Source organism: Rheinheimera sp. 4Y26 (assembly GCF_025245835.1).
Classification (GTDB): domain Bacteria; phylum Pseudomonadota; class Gammaproteobacteria; order Enterobacterales; family Alteromonadaceae; genus Pararheinheimera.
Window position 1 is genome coordinate 633,552 of the sequence record NZ_JAOBWS010000001.1, and the last position, 19,422, is coordinate 652,973.

15 protein-coding genes are annotated in these 19,422 nt (G+C 52.1%); 5 read left to right on the forward strand and 10 right to left on the reverse strand.

From position 1 onward, the window contains the following. Positions 1-11: 11 nt before the first annotated feature. Positions 12-845 carry an RluA family pseudouridine synthase gene (locus tag N3Z11_RS02660; protein ID WP_260655589.1) on the forward strand — a complete coding sequence of 278 codons (834 nt, stop codon included), beginning with the start codon at positions 12-14 and terminating at the stop codon, positions 843-845. Between the two features lie 28 nt (positions 846-873). Here the strand turns inward: N3Z11_RS02660 and N3Z11_RS02665 are convergent, their stop codons facing one another. Together N3Z11_RS02665 and N3Z11_RS02670 are read right to left on the reverse strand one after the other, a co-directional pair. After that, the gene (locus N3Z11_RS02665; RefSeq protein WP_260655590.1) at positions 874-2,880 is read right to left on the reverse strand and encodes a tetratricopeptide repeat protein; all 2,007 of its coding nucleotides are present in this window, start codon (positions 2,878-2,880) and stop codon (positions 874-876) included. A gap of 153 nt (positions 2,881-3,033) precedes the next feature. Further along, positions 3,034-4,008 (reverse strand): D-2-hydroxyacid dehydrogenase, encoded by a 975-nt coding sequence (locus tag N3Z11_RS02670; protein ID WP_260655591.1) that lies wholly within the window; start codon positions 4,006-4,008, stop codon positions 3,034-3,036. Positions 4,009-4,120: 112 nt separating this feature from the next. Between N3Z11_RS02670 and N3Z11_RS02675 the strand changes: the two genes are divergently transcribed. Further along, positions 4,121-4,870: a transporter substrate-binding domain-containing protein gene (locus tag N3Z11_RS02675; RefSeq protein ID WP_260655592.1), complete on the forward strand. Its 750-nt coding sequence runs from the start codon at positions 4,121-4,123 to the stop codon at positions 4,868-4,870. On the opposite strand, the gene N3Z11_RS02680 is transcribed toward N3Z11_RS02675, so the two are convergent. From N3Z11_RS02680 to N3Z11_RS02700, 5 genes are all read right to left on the reverse strand, one after another. Further along, entirely contained in the window at positions 4,867-5,304 is a 438-nt protein-coding gene (locus N3Z11_RS02680) for a group I truncated hemoglobin (RefSeq protein WP_260655593.1), read from the reverse strand. The genes N3Z11_RS02675 and N3Z11_RS02680 overlap by 4 nt on opposite strands. Positions 5,305-5,329: 25 nt before the next feature. Further along, positions 5,330-6,154 (reverse strand): DUF3034 family protein, encoded by an 825-nt coding sequence (locus tag N3Z11_RS02685; protein WP_260655594.1) that lies wholly within the window; start codon positions 6,152-6,154, stop codon positions 5,330-5,332. Then, complete coding sequence (locus tag N3Z11_RS02690; protein ID WP_260655595.1) at positions 6,151-8,472, reverse strand: putative bifunctional diguanylate cyclase/phosphodiesterase; 2,322 nt, start codon at positions 8,470-8,472, stop codon at positions 6,151-6,153. Before N3Z11_RS02690 ends, N3Z11_RS02685 begins: the two co-directional genes overlap by 4 nt. A 330-nt stretch (positions 8,473-8,802) precedes the next feature. Next, the gene (locus tag N3Z11_RS02695; RefSeq protein ID WP_260655596.1) at positions 8,803-9,390 is read right to left on the reverse strand and encodes a cohesin domain-containing protein; all 588 of its coding nucleotides are present in this window, start codon (positions 9,388-9,390) and stop codon (positions 8,803-8,805) included. Between the two features lie 31 nt (positions 9,391-9,421). Then, a complete protein-coding gene (locus N3Z11_RS02700) occupies positions 9,422-11,947 on the reverse strand; it encodes an ExeM/NucH family extracellular endonuclease (protein ID WP_260655597.1) in 2,526 nt (841 codons plus the stop codon). Between the two features lie 350 nt (positions 11,948-12,297). On the opposite strand from N3Z11_RS02700, the gene N3Z11_RS02705 reads away from it, so the two are divergent. From N3Z11_RS02705 to N3Z11_RS02715, 3 genes are read left to right on the forward strand one after another with little or no spacing between them, the layout of a single operon-like run. Next, positions 12,298-14,565, forward strand: coding sequence for a patatin-like phospholipase family protein (locus tag N3Z11_RS02705; protein WP_260655598.1), 2,268 nt, complete (start codon positions 12,298-12,300; stop codon positions 14,563-14,565). 18 nt (positions 14,566-14,583) lie between these two features. Continuing rightward, positions 14,584-16,065: a glycerol kinase GlpK gene (gene glpK, locus N3Z11_RS02710; protein ID WP_260655599.1), complete on the forward strand. Its 1,482-nt coding sequence runs from the start codon at positions 14,584-14,586 to the stop codon at positions 16,063-16,065. Beyond that, positions 16,059-16,862 (forward strand): hypothetical protein, encoded by an 804-nt coding sequence (locus tag N3Z11_RS02715; protein WP_260655600.1) that lies wholly within the window; start codon positions 16,059-16,061, stop codon positions 16,860-16,862. The genes glpK and N3Z11_RS02715 overlap by 7 nt, the downstream gene beginning before the upstream one ends. A gap of 110 nt (positions 16,863-16,972) precedes the next feature. Here N3Z11_RS02715 and N3Z11_RS02720 read toward each other — a convergent pair whose 3' ends face one another. The 3 genes from N3Z11_RS02720 to N3Z11_RS02730 all read right to left on the reverse strand — a co-directional run bounded on the left by N3Z11_RS02720 (position 16,973) and on the right by N3Z11_RS02730 (position 19,377). After that, positions 16,973-17,761 carry a tellurite resistance TerB family protein gene (locus tag N3Z11_RS02720; protein ID WP_260655601.1) on the reverse strand — a complete coding sequence of 263 codons (789 nt, stop codon included), beginning with the start codon at positions 17,759-17,761 and terminating at the stop codon, positions 16,973-16,975. Between the two features lie 217 nt (positions 17,762-17,978). Further along, the gene (locus N3Z11_RS02725) at positions 17,979-18,596 is read right to left on the reverse strand and encodes a 2OG-Fe(II) oxygenase (protein WP_260655602.1); all 618 of its coding nucleotides are present in this window, start codon (positions 18,594-18,596) and stop codon (positions 17,979-17,981) included. A gap of 169 nt (positions 18,597-18,765) precedes the next feature. Then, the gene (locus tag N3Z11_RS02730) at positions 18,766-19,377 is read right to left on the reverse strand and encodes a TetR/AcrR family transcriptional regulator (RefSeq protein WP_260655603.1); all 612 of its coding nucleotides are present in this window, start codon (positions 19,375-19,377) and stop codon (positions 18,766-18,768) included. Between the last annotated feature and the right edge of the window lie 45 nt (positions 19,378-19,422).

The window sequence follows — 19,422 nt, forward strand, 5'->3', positions numbered from 1 at the left end:
GTGGAAATCGGATGAAAATTAGCAAAGAAATTAAGGTGGAAACCGCCGGCCTAGCCGCAGATCTGCTGGCGGCTGCAGTGCCGGAATTGTCCAAGGGGCGGCTTAAAGACGCGATGAATAAAGGCGCTGTGATCTGGCGGCGTGGTAAACAGCAAAAACGCCTGCGCCGGGCGCAGAGTCCGGTCGCAGCCGGCGATTTATTACAGCTCAATTATGATGATGATTTGTTGTCGCGCCAGTGTGAGCCGGCGGTGTTATTGGCCGACGAACGTCATTTCAGCCTGTGGTACAAACCACCTGGTATGTTGTCTCAGGGCAACGAATGGGGTGATCATCTGAGTTTGCTACGTTTTGCCGAACAACAACTTGGCAACAGAGCGGTATTTTTAATTCACCGGCTGGACAGAGAAGCCAGTGGCTTAATGTTGCTGGCACATAGTGCCAAAATGGCCACAACGCTCAGTCAGCTGATGCAACAGCAGCTGATGGATAAACGTTATCAGGTACTGGTGCGTGGCAAACTAAGCCAGGCGCTTCTGGAAGAAGGGGTGATCCGGCAAAAGCTGGATGGCAAAGCCTGTGAAACCCGCTTTAAGCTTTGTGCACAGCAAAACGATGCCAACCACAGTCTGCTGGATATTCAGCTAATTAGTGGCCGTAAACATCAGATTCGCCGTCATTTTGCCGCTATTGGTCATGCCGTGATGGGAGACCCCAGATATGGTGAGCAAAATCAGGACCCGGCAGGTCTTGGTTTACAAGCAGTAGCGCTGAGTTTTCAGCTGCCGGGCCAGCAAAAAGTCTATCAGTATCAGTTGCCGGCCACGCTTCGTCGTTTTGGCTGAGCCAATGGGATGCGCCCGCTGCGTTGGCTCAGAGCTGGGGTTTTTCCAGCAGGATTCCATTACAGTAGAGCTGCAGCAAATCCAGCCGCAGCGCATTAATTAAATCGGCCCGCACATCTTCAGTTTGCCAGCTGCAGGGATTGGCCTGCAGGCATTCAACAGTCACCTTGTACTGTGCCTGTTGTTGTTGGCTGGCGGCTAGATCCCAGCTCAACCACACCAGTTCACGCACCCCGGCCAGCTCCTGCGCCGGCCATTGTTTGCCCAATAACGGGGTCAGCGGCGTTAAAAAACTATAGATAGTGGGTTGGTTCGGTAACTGCCGGCGGATCAAGGTAACAGCTGCCTGCAGCTGTTGCTGCAAAGCGGCCAGCTGCGCGGGCGGACAGCGCCAGGCCAGCCATAACGCATCGGTATGCACTGTATAAGCAGCCATGGCCGACAGCGGCAGTTCGTCCACCAGCTGCAACATCGCATGGCGTAAAATCTGCTCGCCAAACTGAAATTTAAACTGCTGTGGATTGGCCAGTTGCAGCGCCTGTAACTGCAGCTGGTCGGTTTTTTGTGCTTCTTTTTGTACCTTGCGTGCAAACTCAGTCCAGCTGCTAGCCTGTGGTAAACCGGGTGGCTCGGTGTTTAAGTCCTGGCTGCGGCGAAAATAATGACGCCAGGCCAAAGCAAAAGCTAACAACAGCACCAGACTGCCAAGGCCAAAGATCAGCAGATCCTTCTGTTGCAGCTGAGCCAGACTTTGCTGTACCTGCTGTTTCAGTTGTTGCTGGTTTAAATCATCGGTCAGTAAATCCAGCGTATATTTTTGCTGCATGGCGGCCTGATCAAAGCGCAGTGCCAGCAGTTGCTGGCTGGCGTCAAAAGCGGATTGCCATTGTTGCTGGCCGGCGTAAAGCCTGGCTTTGAGTTCCCAATAACGTATTTTCAGAAAATCAGCAGACTTTTCCAGTTCAGCAGCAGCGGGCAGTGCCGACACTGCCGCTTCCCATTCCTGCTGGGCTATGGCAATTTCAGCCAGCGCCAGCAGCAACTCCTGATACAAAGTGTCGTGGCCCAGTTGTGAAAACAGCTGCATAGCTTTGGTCAGCCGTTGTTTGGCCAGTGCATAGTCGTTTTGTTTCATCGCCAGCTGCGCCTGGCCATAATGCACCAGTGCAATCAAATGACTGTCATCCAGTTGTTCTGCATCCTGCATGGCAAGGCGCAGAGTTTGGGCACTTTTATCAATTTCGCCCAGTTGCAGATAAGTTTCCGCCAGATTAATGCGGGCATTGACCAGCAAATTCTGGTGCACGGACTGCTGATATAAGGTTTCGGCAGACTGCAGATGTTGCAAAGACAAAGGCAGCTGCGCCAGCTTACGGTATGCCATGCCAAGGCGCAGATGAATAGAAGCCAGTGAAGTTTGTTCGTCCAGTTGTTGCGCCAGGATCAAAGCGCGGCTGAGCTGGCGTTGGGTCAGGGCGAAATTATTCTGTTGCAGCGCCAGCCGGCCTGCAATCAGCCGTGCTTTTAGTTCGGCATAAGGCAGCTGATGGCGCACGGCAATCTCAACACTGAGTTCAGCATAACGGTTGGCCTGTTCGAGCTTGCCAAACTGGTTATAAGCCTGGGCGAAATTTTCATACAGGCTGGCCTGCAGCGCCGGTTTTTCAGCGGCAGGAATGGCCGGCAATAATAATTCCGCCTGTTGCAGCGACTGCAGCGCATTGCTGTTGTCGCGGAACAACATGCCATAGACCAGGGCTTTTTGTTGCCAGGCCTGTAATTTCAGTGCCGGGCTTAAGTCGCCTTTCAGTGCCTGGTCCAAAGCGTTTAATGCGGCGTCTTTCTTTTTCAGTTGCAGGTGGGCCACGCCAAGTTTCAGCCATTGGCTGGCGTCGCGCTCTGTTTCGTTGGTTTGGCTTAGTTCAGTGGCGTAGCGGGTCGGGTCTTGCTGGATTTTTTTCAGTTCAGCGGAAAAATCTGTGGCGAGCGCCGGCAGGGCAACAAAGCACAACATTAAAAACCAGCTTTTTTTCACAATAGCCTCCCTGCAGCAGCGAACTGTTGCCCGGCAGTGTACCTGTTAGCACGAACAGCGCCAACCGCTTTCCTTTGTCGTTGTGGCAAATTCATACAGCAAATTCTTACTGAAAATTCATATTGTTACTCAGTTACTCAGTTACTCAGTTACTCAGGCCGGAGTTGTCGCCGGCATATTGCAACAGCGCAGCAGTTGCCCTTGTTGCCAGGCACGGATATTTTCTGCAGTCTGGTTAATCAGCGCCTGCATCGCCTGACCGCTGGCCCAGGCCACATGGGGCGACAACAACAAATTGGGCACTGTGGGGTCGAGCAGCGGATGATCGGCTGGGGGCGGTTCCTGCTCCAGTACATCCAGCGCAGCGCCACCCAGCTGCTGATTTTTAAGTGCTTTGGCCAGTGCCGCTGAATCAATCAGGCTACCACGGGCGGTGTTCAGCAGCAGAGCCTTGGGTTTCAACCAGCCGAGGGTGGTGGTGTTGAGCAAATGATGGTTGTCGGCCGTGGCAGGGCAATGCAGCGACAATACATCGGCTTGCTCCAGCGCCTGACGAAAAGACACCCGGCCTGGCCTGATGTTGCTGGCATCAGGGCGCTCTGCAATCAGCACCTGCATGCCAAAAGCGCGGGCCAGTTCCGCTGTGGCCTGACCCAAACCGCCATAACCAATCACCGCAAAATTTAACCCCCGCAGCTGCCGGATAGGGTAGTCAAGCAGGCAAAACTGCGGGCTTTTGCTCCAGTCGCCGCGTTCAATCGCCTGATGATAAGGCAGTAATTGATTGGTCAGCGCCAGTAATAACGCCATGCAATGTTGTGGCACTGCATCCAGGGCATAATCCCGCGCGTTACAGACGCTGATGCCGGCCCGGCAGGCGGCGGCAAGGTCAATATTGTTAATACCTGTGGCTGTGACACAAATCAGTTTTAAATCCGGCAAGGCAGCCAGCATTGGCGCATCCAGCACCACCTTGTTGACAATAGCCACTGTGGCGCCGGCCAGTCGCCCGGCGAGCTCAGAGCTGTTGCTGTGCGGATAAGATTGCAACTCAAAGCCAGGCTGTTGCAGTGGCGTCAAATCCACGCCCGGCAGGCTGGCCGCATCGAGGAATACCATTTTGTGCATTTTTGTGTCCGGTAGCAGGAAAATCTTGCTTTTACCAGATGAAACGCCTATCAATAAAGGAATTTTTCCATTTTTATCCTTTTGCTGAGTTTCAGCCGGTGTGCTGGTGGTTATGAATTCTCTGCCTGGTGGTATCCTTGTGCTGCTGCGCGCTGCAGTGTTGTTGAGTCTGCTGCTTAGTGGTGTCAGTCAGGCCAAATCTATTGTGGTGGCAGCCGGTGAATGGCAGGGTTATACCCATGCGAATGGCTCTGGTTTGTATTTTGATATTTTGCGTGAAGCGTTAAACCAACCTGATTTAAAAATGCATATCAGAGTCAGCAACTGGAAAAGAGCCAAACACAGTTTTCTGGCCGGGCGCGCCGATATCCTCATTTGTGATTATAAAACAGGGCAAAGTGGCTGGTTTTATCCGCGCTGGCATCTGGACTATGATCCCAGCGTCAAAGTTTTCAGCATGGTGCAGCTAAAAGAGTTGACCGAACTCACCGAACAGCCGGTCGGTTGGTTGCTGGGTTATGATTTTGATCAATACCTGCCGGTGCCGGTGAAAGCTTATGAAGTGGCCAGTCATGCCGAAGGTTTTCAATTGTTGTCACATGGCAGGTTAAAGGCATTTATCAGTTATCAGACGCATGTGCCTGCGGTCTTGCAGTCGCAGTTATCCGCCATCGAGTTGCAGCAGGCCAGAGCCATGTATCCGGTGTTCCGCGATGATTTACAGGGCCGGTTGCTGGCCAAAGCTTATGATGAGGGCATGCTAAGGTTGTATCAGTCGGGCCGGCTGAAAACCTTGTTTAATAACGCGGCTTTGTATCAGCAGGCCCGCTATAGTGAAGCAGCAGAACAAGCGCCGGACTAACGGTAAACCACGTCTTTATACATAGGCGCCAGTAACGCCAGCAGCTGATTTTGCGCTTTAATATCAATATTTTGCCGCTGCATCACTGTCATCAGATGGGTCACCAGATTATCAAAGTCGGCCTGACTTATCTGAAAACCGGTATGACTTTCCTGCATAGTTGCGCCCGTGTAAGTGCAGGGCCCACCGCTGAGCTCACACAACTGCTCGATCAACAAACGGCGAAACCTCGGGATATCAGTATCCTGAAAATGATGCACTATCTGCTGGTCCTGTTCAATTTCCAGTAGCAGGCCGTCCACCAGTTGTTCGAGACCGGCCTGTGCGCCGAGCGCCTGATAAAGTTGATCAGTTTTTTGGGGTTGTTGGCTGCAGGCACCCAGGCTCAGACATAAAGCCAGCATAACCAGCAGCGTTGTTCGTTTTATTGTCATGGGGTTGTTCCTGTGTGGCTGCGGTTTACCATGTGGCTTCCAGTGCCAGATAATAACCCTGTTGCGCTGAAAAACCGGCAATGCGGCCAAGGTCAACATAACCGCCTACCAGACTAAAGTTTTTATTGATAAACCAGGCGGCAAAAATATCACGCCAGTGCTGCTCGTCGGCAAAATCAAGCTGATTGGGTTTTTGCCTGAATTCAACCCCGACCGCCAGTTGAGGGGTCAGTAGCACAGCGGCCGAGCTTTCAAATAACCACTGATAACTGTTGTCGTTCTGGCTACCAAAACCTAATAAGCCAATCTGATTGGCACGGCTGGCACGCAAGGTTGCGTTCAGCAGCAGATTACGTCCGGCCACAGCAGCAAAATACACTTTGCTGGCGGCCAGATAATAATCAATGTCACTGTCATCCCGGGCGCCAACAGCAGAGGGCAGGGCAAAGTTACGGTGTTTTTTATACTGAATGCCGGCGCTGAGCTGTGGCATCTTGCTATAAAGCAGCTCACCGGCAATATGGTATTTCAGGCCTATCACGTCTTGCTGTAAATCACCGCCTAAAGTGTCGAGATCAAACTGCTGTCTGGTATAAGACAGCTCCCACTCATTGTTGTAGCTGGCGGCTACACCATAAGTGTGCAGGCTGAAATCATCGACACCAACATTATTGTTAAAAGCCAGCACCGACCACTGCTCAGTGCTGGCATAACCATTGATCACGGCCCAGGGCACAATGCCACCGCCGGCTGCACCTTCAATACTGGTGGCGCCACCTGTGGCGATAATTTTGCTGCCGGCCTGAACCGGCAACGCCAGTGCCAGCAGCCATAATGCGGCATATTTCATCCGGCATTCTCCTTAAAATAATCCTGGTGCTGTGCAGGGAATTGCAGTAACCATTGATGGAAAGCCTCTGCCGTTAAAGGTTTGGAAAAATAATAACCCTGTACTTTATCGACACCGTGTTGCCGCAATTTGGCAAGGCCCGCCTGGTTTTCCAGACCCTCAGCTGTCACCAGCAGGCCAAGGCCATGCGCCAGCTGAGTGGTGGCTGCCACTATCAGCTCATCATTCTGGTTAAATTCGATATCTTTGACAAAAGCCCGGTCAATTTTTACTTCGTGTACCGGCAGCTGTTTGATATAAGCCAGCGACGACTGGCCGGTGCCAAAGTCATCAATCGCCAGTTGAATGCCCATACTACGTAACTGACTTAAAATATCGATCACCTTTTGCGGTTCCTGCATCACAGCCCCTTCGGTCACTTCCAGTGCCAGCGACCGGGCATTCAGGCCAAATTGTTGCAGTTTAGCCGCCAGCATAGCCGGCAGTTCAGGATTGGTTAAATCGTTGGCTGACAGGTTAATGGCCACCTGCACCAGCATCTGCTGTTGTTGCCATTGGGCCAGTTGCGCCATTACCTGATCGATCATCCAGTGCGTCACCAACGCTATCAGGCCTGAGTGTTCAGCCAGACGGATAAATTCATCCGGTGGAATAAAACCGAGTTGCGGGTGTTGCCAGCGGATCAGCGCTTCGGCGCTGTGGCAGCGTTGTTGTTGCACTTCCACCTTCGGCTGATAGACAACAAACATCTGGCCACTTTGTAACGACAGGGGCAGATCACGCAAGATGGTGAGTTCGCGCTGATGGCTTTCATCCTGACCACTCTGATACCAGGCCAGATGGCCGGCCTGACGTTTGGCATGCATCATGGCAATATCCACCCGGCGCAGCGCATCGCCGGCAGTCACAGTTTGTGTGCTGTCGGGCTGATACAGCGCCAGTGCCAGGGTCAGATTCAGGCTGGAATCCTGCAGTTTATAGTCCAGCGACAGCTGCTGTGTCAGCTGTTGCAACAACGGTGGAGTGAGTTGACGCTGATGTAATAATAAAAATTCGTCACCACCGAGCCTGGCAATTAACAAAGGTTTTAATAATGACGTTTCCAGCCGTCTGGCCAGCTGCTGTAATAACAAGTCGCCATTGTGATAACCAAAGGTATCGTTGATATGTTTAAAGTCTTTGATATTCACCAGCAGCAACTGCGCTTGTGGCAGTTTTAACAGTTCAGGCAGCTGCAGCTCGGCCAAACTGCGGTTCGCAAGGCCGGTGAGGCCGTCGTGTTGTGACTGATATAAAATCTGCTGTTCCCTTTTGCTGATATCCAGCTGCATTTTGCCAAGCGTCTGACTGAGCACACCGACTTCACCTTTATGCAGCGCCGGGGCACGGGCTGGTAAACCCTGACCTATATTGCGGGCAAATTCGGTCAGCTGTTTCAGCGGATGGGTGATGCTGCGGGCTACCACATAAGCCAGCAGCAGGGCCAGCGACAAACCCAGGCCAAAAATAATCAACAGCTGAGCGCGAGCCTGCTGATAGTTTTCACGCCAGCGGCTGGTGGCTAAATGCAGATAAGCAAAAAGTTGCTGGGGTTGATCAAGCGCCACCGCCTGATTTAAATACTCCGGAAAACTATCGGCAAAAAAACCGCTTTGCATCTGATGGTTGCTGGCAGCAAGCTCGGCCGCCAGTTGCAGTGGCACTGTGGCTGCCAGTGGCTGCATGTTATCGCCATCGCGGCGTTGAAAACTGATATCAAGTTCAGTGACGCCTTTGATTTGAGAGGCCAGTTGCTGGTCGAGGGAAAACCCCATGCCCACCCAGGCAATCAGCTGTGGCGCCAGCACAGGCACCATCACCAGCTGATAAGCATCATCACCGAGCAACACTATGTCGGTATAACCCTGGCGCCCTGTTTGTTTAATTTGCTGAACCAGCGCCTGGATTTGGGACTGGCTGATTTGATTCTGTGTGCTGGCCAGCAGTTCACCCTGGGGTGACAGCAGCATGCCGACATTGGCATGAATACGATCACCATGGTTTTCCAGCACCGAGCTGATGGTGTCCTGCTCTGAGGTGGCAACAGCGCGGCGAAAGCCAAAGTCACTGGCGACAATACGCACTGAGGTATTGAGCTGCTCTGAGCGGTTGCTCAATAGTTGCTGAAACACTTTGGTGGCCACCGACAAACTTTGTTGTGCTTCGCTGTAGTTATCCCTTTTCATCGCGCTTAAAGTGGCGATGGCAATAGCGACTGTCATCAGACTGAGCAGCCCGGTGAGCAGAATAATCAGGCGAACACGTAAAGAGTCAAACATGAGACCTCGTCAGACCGGCTTTTTTGCTGAGGGCGAAGCATAACATAATGGGTACTACATCGAACATCTGAGCTGTATCAGTAGCTTAGTGTTAAGTTGTATAACCATAGGCGGTCAGGGCATGGCTTTCAACGCAGGCAGCGGTAAAGCGGCTAAAAAGAACGGGAAATGAAGGTAAAAAGCGCTCTGCCGCCCCGGCTTTTCCCGATGCTGGTGAAATTTGTGCTGCAATTGCCGGTGGGCAAAGTCTGTGAAGAAAATTCAGTGGTAACAATGCAAGGATAAAAAAACCGCCCTGAGGCGGTTTTTTATATTGGGGAGAGCTTGCGCTTAACGGCGGCGTAAACGCAGCATCAGCAGCAGGGCTGGCAGCATCAGCCAGGCAGTCGCTGGTGCTGAAACAGCAGTAGTCTGATCACCAATCTGCGCCTGAGCCAGCTCAGAGCGTACTTCCATATCAATATATGGCGAGCTGGCTTCATACACCACAGAAGCAGAACCCAGTTGCAGCTTTGCTAAACCATTTTTCAGCGCAGTAAAGCTGATGCTGGCCAGGCGGAAGTTACTACCAGGCTGCACTGCTGCTAAGTCGGTCAGATCTTCAGTAGAAAAACCAAAAAACAGTTCCCACAGCGTCAGTTCGCCGTTATCAGCAAAAAAGTCGCGATCACTGCCAACAGCAGGGATGCTGAGGAAGTCGCCAAAGCTGACGTTTTGCAGCTGTAACAGGTTGCTGTTAAACAGCAGGCTGGCGTCAAAACCTGTCACCAGATCCTGAATGTCGCTCAGCCACAGCTCGGCTTTGACAGTGTCACCCACTTCATATTGGTTTTTATCCAGCTGAATGTTGATCACTGTCGCCTGGCTTTGTGCCGCAAAAAACAGTGCTGCGGCGGCAAATAAAGTTTTAAACATCATTTTTTATGGTTCCTGTGAGTAAATCGCACTGTTAATAAATGGCGCAACGGGCGTAGGTGCACAGCGCAGTCATGGCGCGGGCATCCAGCAAGTTCACTTTGCCATCTTTGTTAAAGTCATAAATCAGCGGTAACACAGCGCCGCTACGCAGCAGGTTGTTAAACAGGCTGATATCTTTGTTGTCGACATCACCGTCTTTATCTAAGTCGGCCGGATTGTCGGTTTTCAGTGCCAGTTCAATTACCACAGGGTCGTGGTCAGAAGAACGGAACTGGGTTGGCTGGTACAAATCGTTTTGTTGTTGCAGCGTTTTGTTTTCAACGTTGTAGTCGAACAGGATAGGTTCGTCAGCGTTGATGTGCCATTCAGTGGCATAAGTCACTTGTGATGACAGGTTGCTGCTGGCCAGCGCATGGTCTAAATAACCGCTTTCGCCGCTAAACACATAACCATAACCATGGCTGCCCTGATATTTACCCACTAAGTCGATAAAACCATTGCTGACAAAAGCGTGGATTGGATCTTCTTTGGCGTAAGAGTTTAAGTCACCAATCACCAGCACATCTTTATCAGCAGAGCCTGTTGGGTTGGTGGCAAGCCAGGCCATCAGCTCGGTTGCAGCCTGCACCCGGGTGGCGTTCCAGCAGCTCTGACCGTCTTTCAGGTCGCGGTCCGGATTAGTGCTACCACTTGGACAACCGCCTTTGGATTTAAAGTGGTTGACTGCCAGGGTAAAGACTTCGTTGTTGCTCAGTTGTTTAAAGCTTTGTACCAGCGGTTGACGGTTGCCATGCGCAAAAACACCACTGCTGGTGGTCACAGCTGCACCCAAAGGTGCTACTTTTGCTGGTTTGTAAATCAGGCCAACGGCAATTTCGTCTGTGCCTAACTGAGTTAAACCAGGGACCTGCACAAACTGATACACAGTGCCGCCCATCCGCTGATTCAGTTTGCTGACTAAATCGACAATAGCGCTGCTGCTGCCATAACCGTCGTTTTCAATTTCCATTAAACCAACCACGTCGGCATCCAGAGCGGCCAGAGCGGCAATCACCTTGTCAGATTGACGTTCAAATTCGGCGAAAGAACTGGCACCACGCGAGGTTGGGAAACCAGCACCTGCGCCGTCACCGTTAAAATAATTCAGCACGTTAAAACTGGCGACTTTTAAGGTGCCGGTATTCTTCAGTGGTGCTTGTTCGGTGCGTGGGTTGGTGTTTACCAGTTGTGGCGCGCTCACCGGCAATAAACGCCAGGCGCTGAAGCTGTAATCCAGGGTGCCACGCAGATTGCTAAAGCTGTCGCCGGTACGTACCGGGTTTTGCATGGTCAGGCCAGGCGCCGGGTAAATAATGTTGGCCGGGTTTTTACCGTTTTGCAGGTCGTCCAGTACAATTTTATTCCGGCGGTTTTGATCTGCCAGTGCTATTGCTTCAGCGCTGCCCGGGCGATACAGATTGGTTGGGGTAAATAACCGCTCTGATGCAAGCGTCAGCTCGCCGTAAGTGCCCAGGTTATAAGTATCAACCACGGTCAGGGTCTGACTGAACTCCACCTGCATACTTTCCAGGCTTTCCCACTGGGTCAGGTTGCTGACTGGTAAAGTGACGTTTAGTGCAACAACGGTTTCACCAACACCACAATCGAGCAGCGCAGTGCTGCGTTTGAGTTGGGTTTTAGTGAAAAACTCTTCGACTACACCCTGCACTCTTACTTTCTGGCCAGGTTGCGGGTAGTCAGTGACACCGCTGTTGTAGATAAAAATAGCTTCTGAGGTGTTGGCGTCAGCGTCCTGATCGGCCGCTTCTTCCTGCACAAAAAAGCCGTTGGCTGTTGGCAGTACCTGAGTGACTACAGCTTCCACCACATGGGTTTTGCCCACTTCCGGCGAAACAGCGGTTGCGCCCTGGATCAGGCTGATTTTAGTGGCTGCATCACCGCAGTTGCCAAGGCTTGGCGTTGGAACCGGCTCTTCCGGCTCTGGTTCAGTACCACCGCCGCTGCCACCGGCATGGCTACCCAGGTTGCTGTAGGTATTGGCGGCAAAACCGTCCCACTCCAGCGCCGGGTCAAAAGCGTCATCAGCAACATTGTCGCCTTTGCCGATGCTGCTTTTACGCACCAGGGTGGTGTCCAGAGTTTTTACTGCGCTGCCCCAGGTGGTGCCAGGGTCAACACCAATCTGGCCAATCACATCCAGTAAGGTGGTGCCTTTGTATAAAGCAACGGCATCATCACCGTTAAAGTTGCCTGAGCCTAAAGTCAGGCTGGCTGACGTTTGTTTGTCTTTCAGTGCCTGCTCTGCACTGGTATCTACCAGCACCAGCACAGACTTAGCGCCTACCTGGCCAGACAAATTAATGGTTTTGCCGGCAGTAACAGCACCATTGGAAAACACTTTGATGGAATAACCGGATAAATCCAGTGGGGTGTCGGCCGGGTTATAAATTTCCAGCGCTTTATTGTTTGAGGTGCCTTCGACATATTCCGAAAAAAACGGTTCTGCCTGAAGTGCCGGTGCCAATAACGCCGGCAGCAGGAGCATTTTAATGTTCATAGGGTTTCCATGACTGAATTGTTGGAGTTGGCTGTTGTTAATATTTTTCGTTTTTTGTCAGCAAAATTGCGCAAAAAAACGTTACTTTTTATTTAGCCGCTGCACGTTAGAGAATATTTGTGACAATTTCAATAAAGCCTAATGAATCTTTTTAAAACCTTTACATGATTTTGTAAAATAACCTGACAGCGATGAAGGTAAATTGTTGATTTACTGGACGGATCAGTTGCTGAAAAAATATTAAATTTTTTTTGTTGCTCCCCCGAGCAGATCAAGCTTTGTGTGTTGTTGCAATTGGCAGAACAGCCCGGCTCCGCTAAGCTGGAGCAACCAGACATAAGGGATTGATGATGAAGCTAATTTGTGCCGTTTTAGCGCTGAGTTTGCTGGCGATGCCGCTGCGGTCTTATGCCAGTGCTGAGCTCAAAAACGGTCCTTGTGCCCGGGTGAAAGGCCGGCCTTGTATTGCGCTGGTGCTGGGAGGCGGCGGCGCCCGCGGTGGTGCTCATGTCGGGGTGCTGAAACAGCTGGAAAAACAGCAAGTGCCGGTTGACTTGATTGTCGGCACCAGTATCGGTGCTTATGTCGGTGGATTATATGCACTGGGCCACAGCCCAAATACTATTGAACAAATGCTGCTTGATACCGACTGGAGTCAGGGGTTTCGCGATAGGGTAGAGCGGGATGAAATGCCGATGCGGCGCAAGCAGCAGCGGGATGATTTTCCGATTAATCTGGATTTAGGCCTGGATGGGGCCGGTCTGAAGTTGCCAAAAGGCGTGTTGCATGGTCAGGCGATGGCGGAACTGATTCGCCATGCTTATGGCGTCCAGCCTGAACTCTCCAGCTTTGATGAGCTTGCCATTCCATTTCGGGCTGTGGCCACCAATCTGGCGAACCGGGATGAAGTTGTGCTTGGCAGCGGCAGTCTGTTACAGGCGGTGCAGGCGTCTATGTCTATTCCGGGTGTGGTACGGCCGCTGGAACTGGGTGGCATCTCTCTGGTGGACGGTGGTGTAGCCAACAACCTACCGGTCAGCGTAGCCAAAGCACTTGGCGCCGACAAAATTATTGCAGTGGCGATAGATGCACCTTTGCTGGAGCAACATCAGCTCAATAGCGCCGTGGCTATTACCGAACAACTTACCAGTTTTTTAGTGCGTGAAGCAGTAGAGCGGCAGCTGGCTTTATTGGCGCCTGGCGATATTTTGCTCAAACCCAAGGTAGAGCAAATCGGCACCCTGGAGTTTGACCGGATGGATGAAGCCATTCTGGCCGGCGATCGGGTCGCGACAGCTTCTGAACCTGCTTTTGCTGCACTGAGTCAGCCGCAGCTATATGCCAGCTGGCAACAGCAACACAGAGCACGGCGCCACACCGAGTTGCACTTAGGCAAAGTGCAGCTGGATAACCAAACCAGCCTGGCCGATGAGGTGTTATTAAAACGGCTGAATTTAATACCAGGCCAGCAGCTCAGCACAGATGAGCTGAAGCAGGCACTGCGTCGTGTTTATGGTCTGGATACGCTGGAGCGGGTCAGTTCCAGTCTGAGCAGCAGCGAAGAGGCAGGGCAACTGTTAAAAGTGCAGGCGCTGGAAAAAAGCTGGGGGCCGGCTTATCTGAATTTCCGGCTGCAGTTAGCAGATGATTTTCGCAATACCCACAATTATCAGCTGGCGGCCTCTTACTTGTGGACCGGTTTATCGCCCTATGGCGCCGAATGGCAGACCGATATTGCCCTTGGTACCGACAAAAACCTGCAAACTGAATTGTATTGGCCCTGGGGTGCTTCCGGTTTTTACAGCACAGCCCGATTATCGCAGCAGCGCACTGTATTGGGGCTGGAAAGTGAGCAGGGTTTGTCTGATGGTGAGCTGACCAACTCAGAACTGTTGCTGGCCACTGAGCTCGGTTATGAGCTGTCCGATCACAGCAGGTTGAGCCTGGGATTACAGCAGGAGGATGGCCAGTATCTGTTACCGGCCGGTACTGCGGCAGAGCTCGGTTTTGGTGCTTTTTCCTATTTACGCCGGGGTGTAGCCGGAAGTTATGCCTGGGATAATCTTGACAGCCTTAGTTTTCCAAACCGGGGCGTACGGTTTGAGGCCACAGTGCAACGCAGTCAGGACAATGTGTTAGACAGCCGCAGCCACAGTGTCAGCTCTATGCTGCATCTGCAGGGGGCAAAGCGTTTTGGCGCCCATGTGCTTCGCAGCAGGCTGCGCTGGGACACTTTTAACGGTGATGCCGGCGTGCTGGCGCTGGAGCAATATTCGCTGGGAGGCTTGTTTAACTTATCCGGTTATCCCAAAGCCTATTTATTTGGCTCTGAGGTGCGTTTTGGTAGTCTGATGTATCTGTATCAGCTCAGTGACAGCAAATTCAGCTTTTTTAATGCCCCTTTTTATCTTGGCGCTTCGCTGGAACGTGGCGCTGTGTATCAGCCGCGTTTTAACCGGGCTGCGGCGGCCAATTCCGGTGGCTGGATTTGGGCCGGTAGTGTGTTTGCCGGTTGGGACAGTCCTTTTGGGCCTTTGTACCTGGGTTATGGCTTGGCCGAAGCCAGCACAGAGCAGCAGCCCTATCGTTTTTATTTATCGCTTGGCCAGAGTTTTTAACAGGCCAAAGGAGCCGTTATGCAACAGGTGATGCTGGCGCTGGATCAGGGCACATCGTCCAGCCGCGCTTTGTTATTTAATCAGCAAGGCCAGGTGCTGGCCCAAGCGCAGCAGGAGCTGAACTGCCAATATCCGCAACAAGGCTGGGTGGAGCAGGATGCCGAACATATCTGGTTGTCGGTACTGAAAGTATGCCGTGATGTGCTCAAACAAGCGCAGCAACAACAATTGCAGGTGGTAGGTATTGGCATCAGCAATCAGCGTGAAACTACAGTGGCCTGGCATAAAACTACCGGCGAAGTATTAGCGCCGGCTATTGTCTGGCAAGACAGGCGTACTGGTGCTTATTGTGCTGATCTTAAAGCGCAGGGGCACGCAGCCATGGTGCGGCAAAAAACCGGTTTAGAGCTGGACCCTTATTTTTCGGCCAGCAAAATCAACTGGTTACTGCAAAACCAGCAGGCGGTGGCAGAGGCTGCTGCAGCCAGCGAGCTTTGTGTGGGCACTATCGACGCCTTTTTAGTCTGGCGTTTGACCGGTGGTGCTGTGTTTGCCACCGACACAAGCAATGCCAGCCGCACCATGTTGTTTAATATCCAAAGTTTGCAGTGGGATCAGGAGTTGCTGAACCTGTTTCAGGTGCCAGCCGATTGTTTGCCGGTGGTTAAACAAAGTGCCGATTTTTATGGGGATTGTTTAGATACCGTATTTGGTAAAACCTTGCCTGTGTTGGCGCTGGCCGGCGATCAGCAGGCTGCGGCTATCGGCCAGGGTTGTGTCAGCGCGGGTTCGTTAAAAAGCACTTATGGCACCGGCTGTTTTGCCTTGCTGAACACCGGTGAACAACCGTTGTACTCATCCAATAACCTTTTGACCACAGTGGCCTGCACAGTGCAGGGCCAAACTTTGTATGCGCTCGAAGGTGCTATTTTTGTCGCCGGCGCAGCGGTGAAATGGCTGCGGGATCAGCTCGGGGTCATCCAGTGCGCCAGTGAAACTGAAGCGCTGGCCGCAGGACTTTTGGATAACGGTGGTGTGTATTTAGTGCCGGCTTTTACCGGTTTGGCCGCGCCGCACTGGCGCTCCGATGTACGGGCTGCTGTGCTTGGCATGACCTTTGGCACCGGCAAAGCTCAGCTGGCGCGTGCAGCGCTGGAGGCTGTGGTCTATCAGACGGCCGATTTATTGGCGGCGATGCAGGCGGATGGTGCCCGTATTAGTGCGCTGAAAGTAGACGGTGGCATGGTGGTCAACAATTGGTTTTGTCAGTATCTGGCCGATTTATTAAATCTGCCGGTGCTGCGCCCGGCCACGACCGAATCTTCGGCTTATGGCGTTGCGCTGCTGGCGGGTATCAGTTTTGGCTGGTACCCGGATTTAGCGGCAACAGCGCAGCGCTCAGATCCAGAGCAGCGCTTTGAACCCCGGATGGGTGAAGCGCAGCGTGCTGCGCTGCTGAAAGGTTGGCATCAGGCCGTGGCGCAGGTGCTGGCATGTTAAAAAAATACCTGCAGCACATTAAAGAAGGCAAAGCTGTGCATTACAGCAAGTTGCTGCAGTTATTGCCGCCCGGCTTTTATCAAAGGCGCAGCGAGCTGTTTAAAGTCAAAGTGACAGGGGCTGGCAAATGGCAGGTGACAGTGCTGGACCAGGCCTTGTTTGAGCAGTTATGGCAAAGTGCAGTGGCGCCACAGGACAGGCAAACCGCCAGTTTGCAGGGCAATTCACATCAGGCGGTCACTTCTTATTGTTATCTGCTGCTCTACCACAAGGCACTGCCTGATGTCAGGCCGGATCTGGTGCTTGCCAGCACAGAACCGGATGGCTCAGTACGCATTACCCAGGCTTATCAGCCAAAAACAAAACTGTTACTGATTGAAAATGAAGAAAATTTCTTCTGTTACCCCAAGGTGCTGCAGCTCGCAACCCAGATGCTGGCACAGCCTTTTAATCTGGATAACTGTGATGTGGCGCTGGCGGCGGGCTCGCGGATTGGCTCGGCGCTGTTAACCAACTGGCTGATGCAATACCACGAGATTTATTGTGCTTTTGATTTTGATGCCGCTGGCCTTGAGGTGTTTGACAGTCTGCAGAAAAAATACGGCGACAAAGTGCAGTTTGTAGTGGCGCCGGATTTAACCCCATGGCTTGGTGGTTTTAAATGTCTGCCAAAACAACAAAGCCATCTGGACAAAGCGATACAGCTTGCAGCCAAACATCGTTTATTTGGCCTGGAAGCGGCTTTTAGCCAGACGAAACATTTTCTGGAGCAGGAAGTGTTATTGGCCTGCGTCTGATGCTGCGGTTTGGCAACCGGCAACCATCACCGCAATAACAAGGGCAGCCCGTTGCTGCCCTTGTTATTTAGATACTGCGAGCCTGTTAAAGCCGGAGTTTATTGCAGATTTTACGGAACTGTTTGCCGCACTTCGGCCACCTGGGCTCTTAAACTTTGTTGCAGCTCAGGCGGTAATTGCAGTTGGCGCGCCAGCTCCTGCAGATAAGATTTTTCCATAAAGTTTTCTTCATCCACCACCAGCACACTGGCTAAAAACATTTCACTGGCCATGCTTGTATCTGTGGCGTGGCGGGCAATATCAGCCGGATCCAGCGGTTTTTTTAATTCGCTGTCAAACCACTGCTGCAGGCTGTTGTCGTGGGTGATTTTGGCAATTTCGCCATCAATCAGCTGGCGCTCGCGATCATCGATATGGCCATCGGCTTTGGCGGCAGCAATCAGCGCCACCAGAATGGCTTTGCTATGCGCTTCCTGCGCTGGTGCCGGCAGTTGCTCCAGCGGCTGCGCCGGGTATGCAGCCTGAGCGGAGTTTAGCGGCTGCGCCGGGTTTGCCGATTGTGCTGTTGTGCCCTGTTGCTGCTGGTAATTCTGATACGCCTTAAAGGCCAGTGCGCCTAAAGCAGCCAGTCCGCCATACGTCAGTACCTTGCCACCCATTTTGCGGCCACTTTTACTGCCAAGCAGTAAACCTAAAGCACCACCGGCCAGCGCTGCGCCCCCTTTGCCGGACAATAAAGACGAGAGCTGTGAGCTGATATCGCTGCCTGAACTTTGTTTTGAGCCGTAAGATGAACTCTGTTGTGATGAATGGCCATACCCCTGCGGCTGATTGCTTTTGCCCTGTAGTAGGTCGCTGCCGGAACCTAATAATTGATTTAACAGGCTTTTCATATTCATAGAAGCTCCTTGCTTATGTGCCACAGCGCGCCAAAAAGGGCAAAAGCTGCGGGTTAATCTGCAGCCAGCTTAACGGTCAATTGTTGAACAGGGCAAGCTTTTACCACAATTGGGCTGTATCAGAATGTAACAAGAATTTGTGCTGTTATGGCTAAGGCGAACTCAGGCTGGCTCTGAGGCTGCAATACAGCCCAGATCCGGTAGCGCTTTTAGTGTGTTAGTCCTTACGAAACCAGCCGGCGATGCTGTAACGCAGTGCTTTGGCCGCTAATACCTGATGCGGGAATCTTTCGCTTTCAAACATCACCAATAAACCGGCCTGTGGCAACACCCGTTGTAGCTCGGTGTTGTTTTCATCATAAATCACCAGCTCGCCGCCTTCGGCCACTGAGTTTAAATAGAGCACAGTGGTTAACACTCTGTTGGAGCGGCCGCGAAAAGCGTCCAGGTGGGTTTGGTAAAAGTCGCCAATCTGATAACGGGCAAAATGGCATTCGTGATGGGTAAGGCCCAAAAAACACTGCCGGTTCATTTGGGTTTGCAGCGCCTGCATCAGCGCCAGATATTGTTGTTGTGCTGCTGTGCTGCCATCAAGCCAGGCGGTTTGGTCACGGCGTATTTCAGTGTTTTGTTGCAAAGCACCGGCTCTGCCAACCCCTGCTGCTGTTAAATCCTGCTTTTGCGACACTTCTTCAAGCAGTGCCTGGCATAAGGGGGCCGGAATAGCCTGCGGCAATATCGCCAACCCATGCTGGTAAAAATCCGGCATGATGTCGCTTATCCAATCCTCGCGGGTTGGCCAGTTAAATTCAGCTTTGCTCATTACTGACTCCATAAAACAGGCTCCATACAGACAAACTGCAAACAAGGAACAAATAAAAGCGGCGTTTTACAAAGTTGCCCTGATGCTGTCAAGCAATGATCGGAGGTAACTACTTTGGCGCCACTGCTGGTCAGCTGTTTCAGGCTGTGCATTTCAGGCCGACAATTTCAGGCTGACCATTTCAGACCGATAATAAGTGCCGCAGCCAGGGTTTGAGCGCCAGCAACAGCTGGTGGCGTGACAACTGAGGGTTGAGCACTGCCCGCACCAATAAACCGTTAAACACCGAGGATAACAGCTCCAGCCGGGCTTCTACTTCAGTATCGGGCAGGCTGCGTAAAGTGCCGTCCGGTCCGGTCAGCAGCGTTTTAATTTGCGCCCGTGCGCTTTGGTCGGCATGGCGCAGCAAAGCGGCCACTTTATCGTTGCGTGCAGCTTCCGATAACATTTCCAGCTGCAAGGCGGCATAAGCAGGGTTGAGGTTTTTTTCCACACCCTGATCGGCGCCGTCCACCAAAGCGTCCAGCAAATCACCGTCCATATTGGCAAAAGCGCTTAACATTGAAAACATCTCAGCCATGTTCTGCGCCACTATGGCTTCGATAATGGCTTCTTTATTCACAAAATAATTGTAAATATGGCCCGGGCTCATGCCCGCGGTTTTGGAAATTTCCGCCATACCGGCGCCATGGTAACCACGGCGGCGGAAACAATCGGCGGCTGCAGTTAAAACTTGTTGCCTCCTGGCTTCAGCCTGGGCCGGATCCTGATGTTTTTTTGTTTTTGTGTTCATAAGCACTCCAAAACAAACGGCAGCTGGGGCTGCCGTTGGAATTAA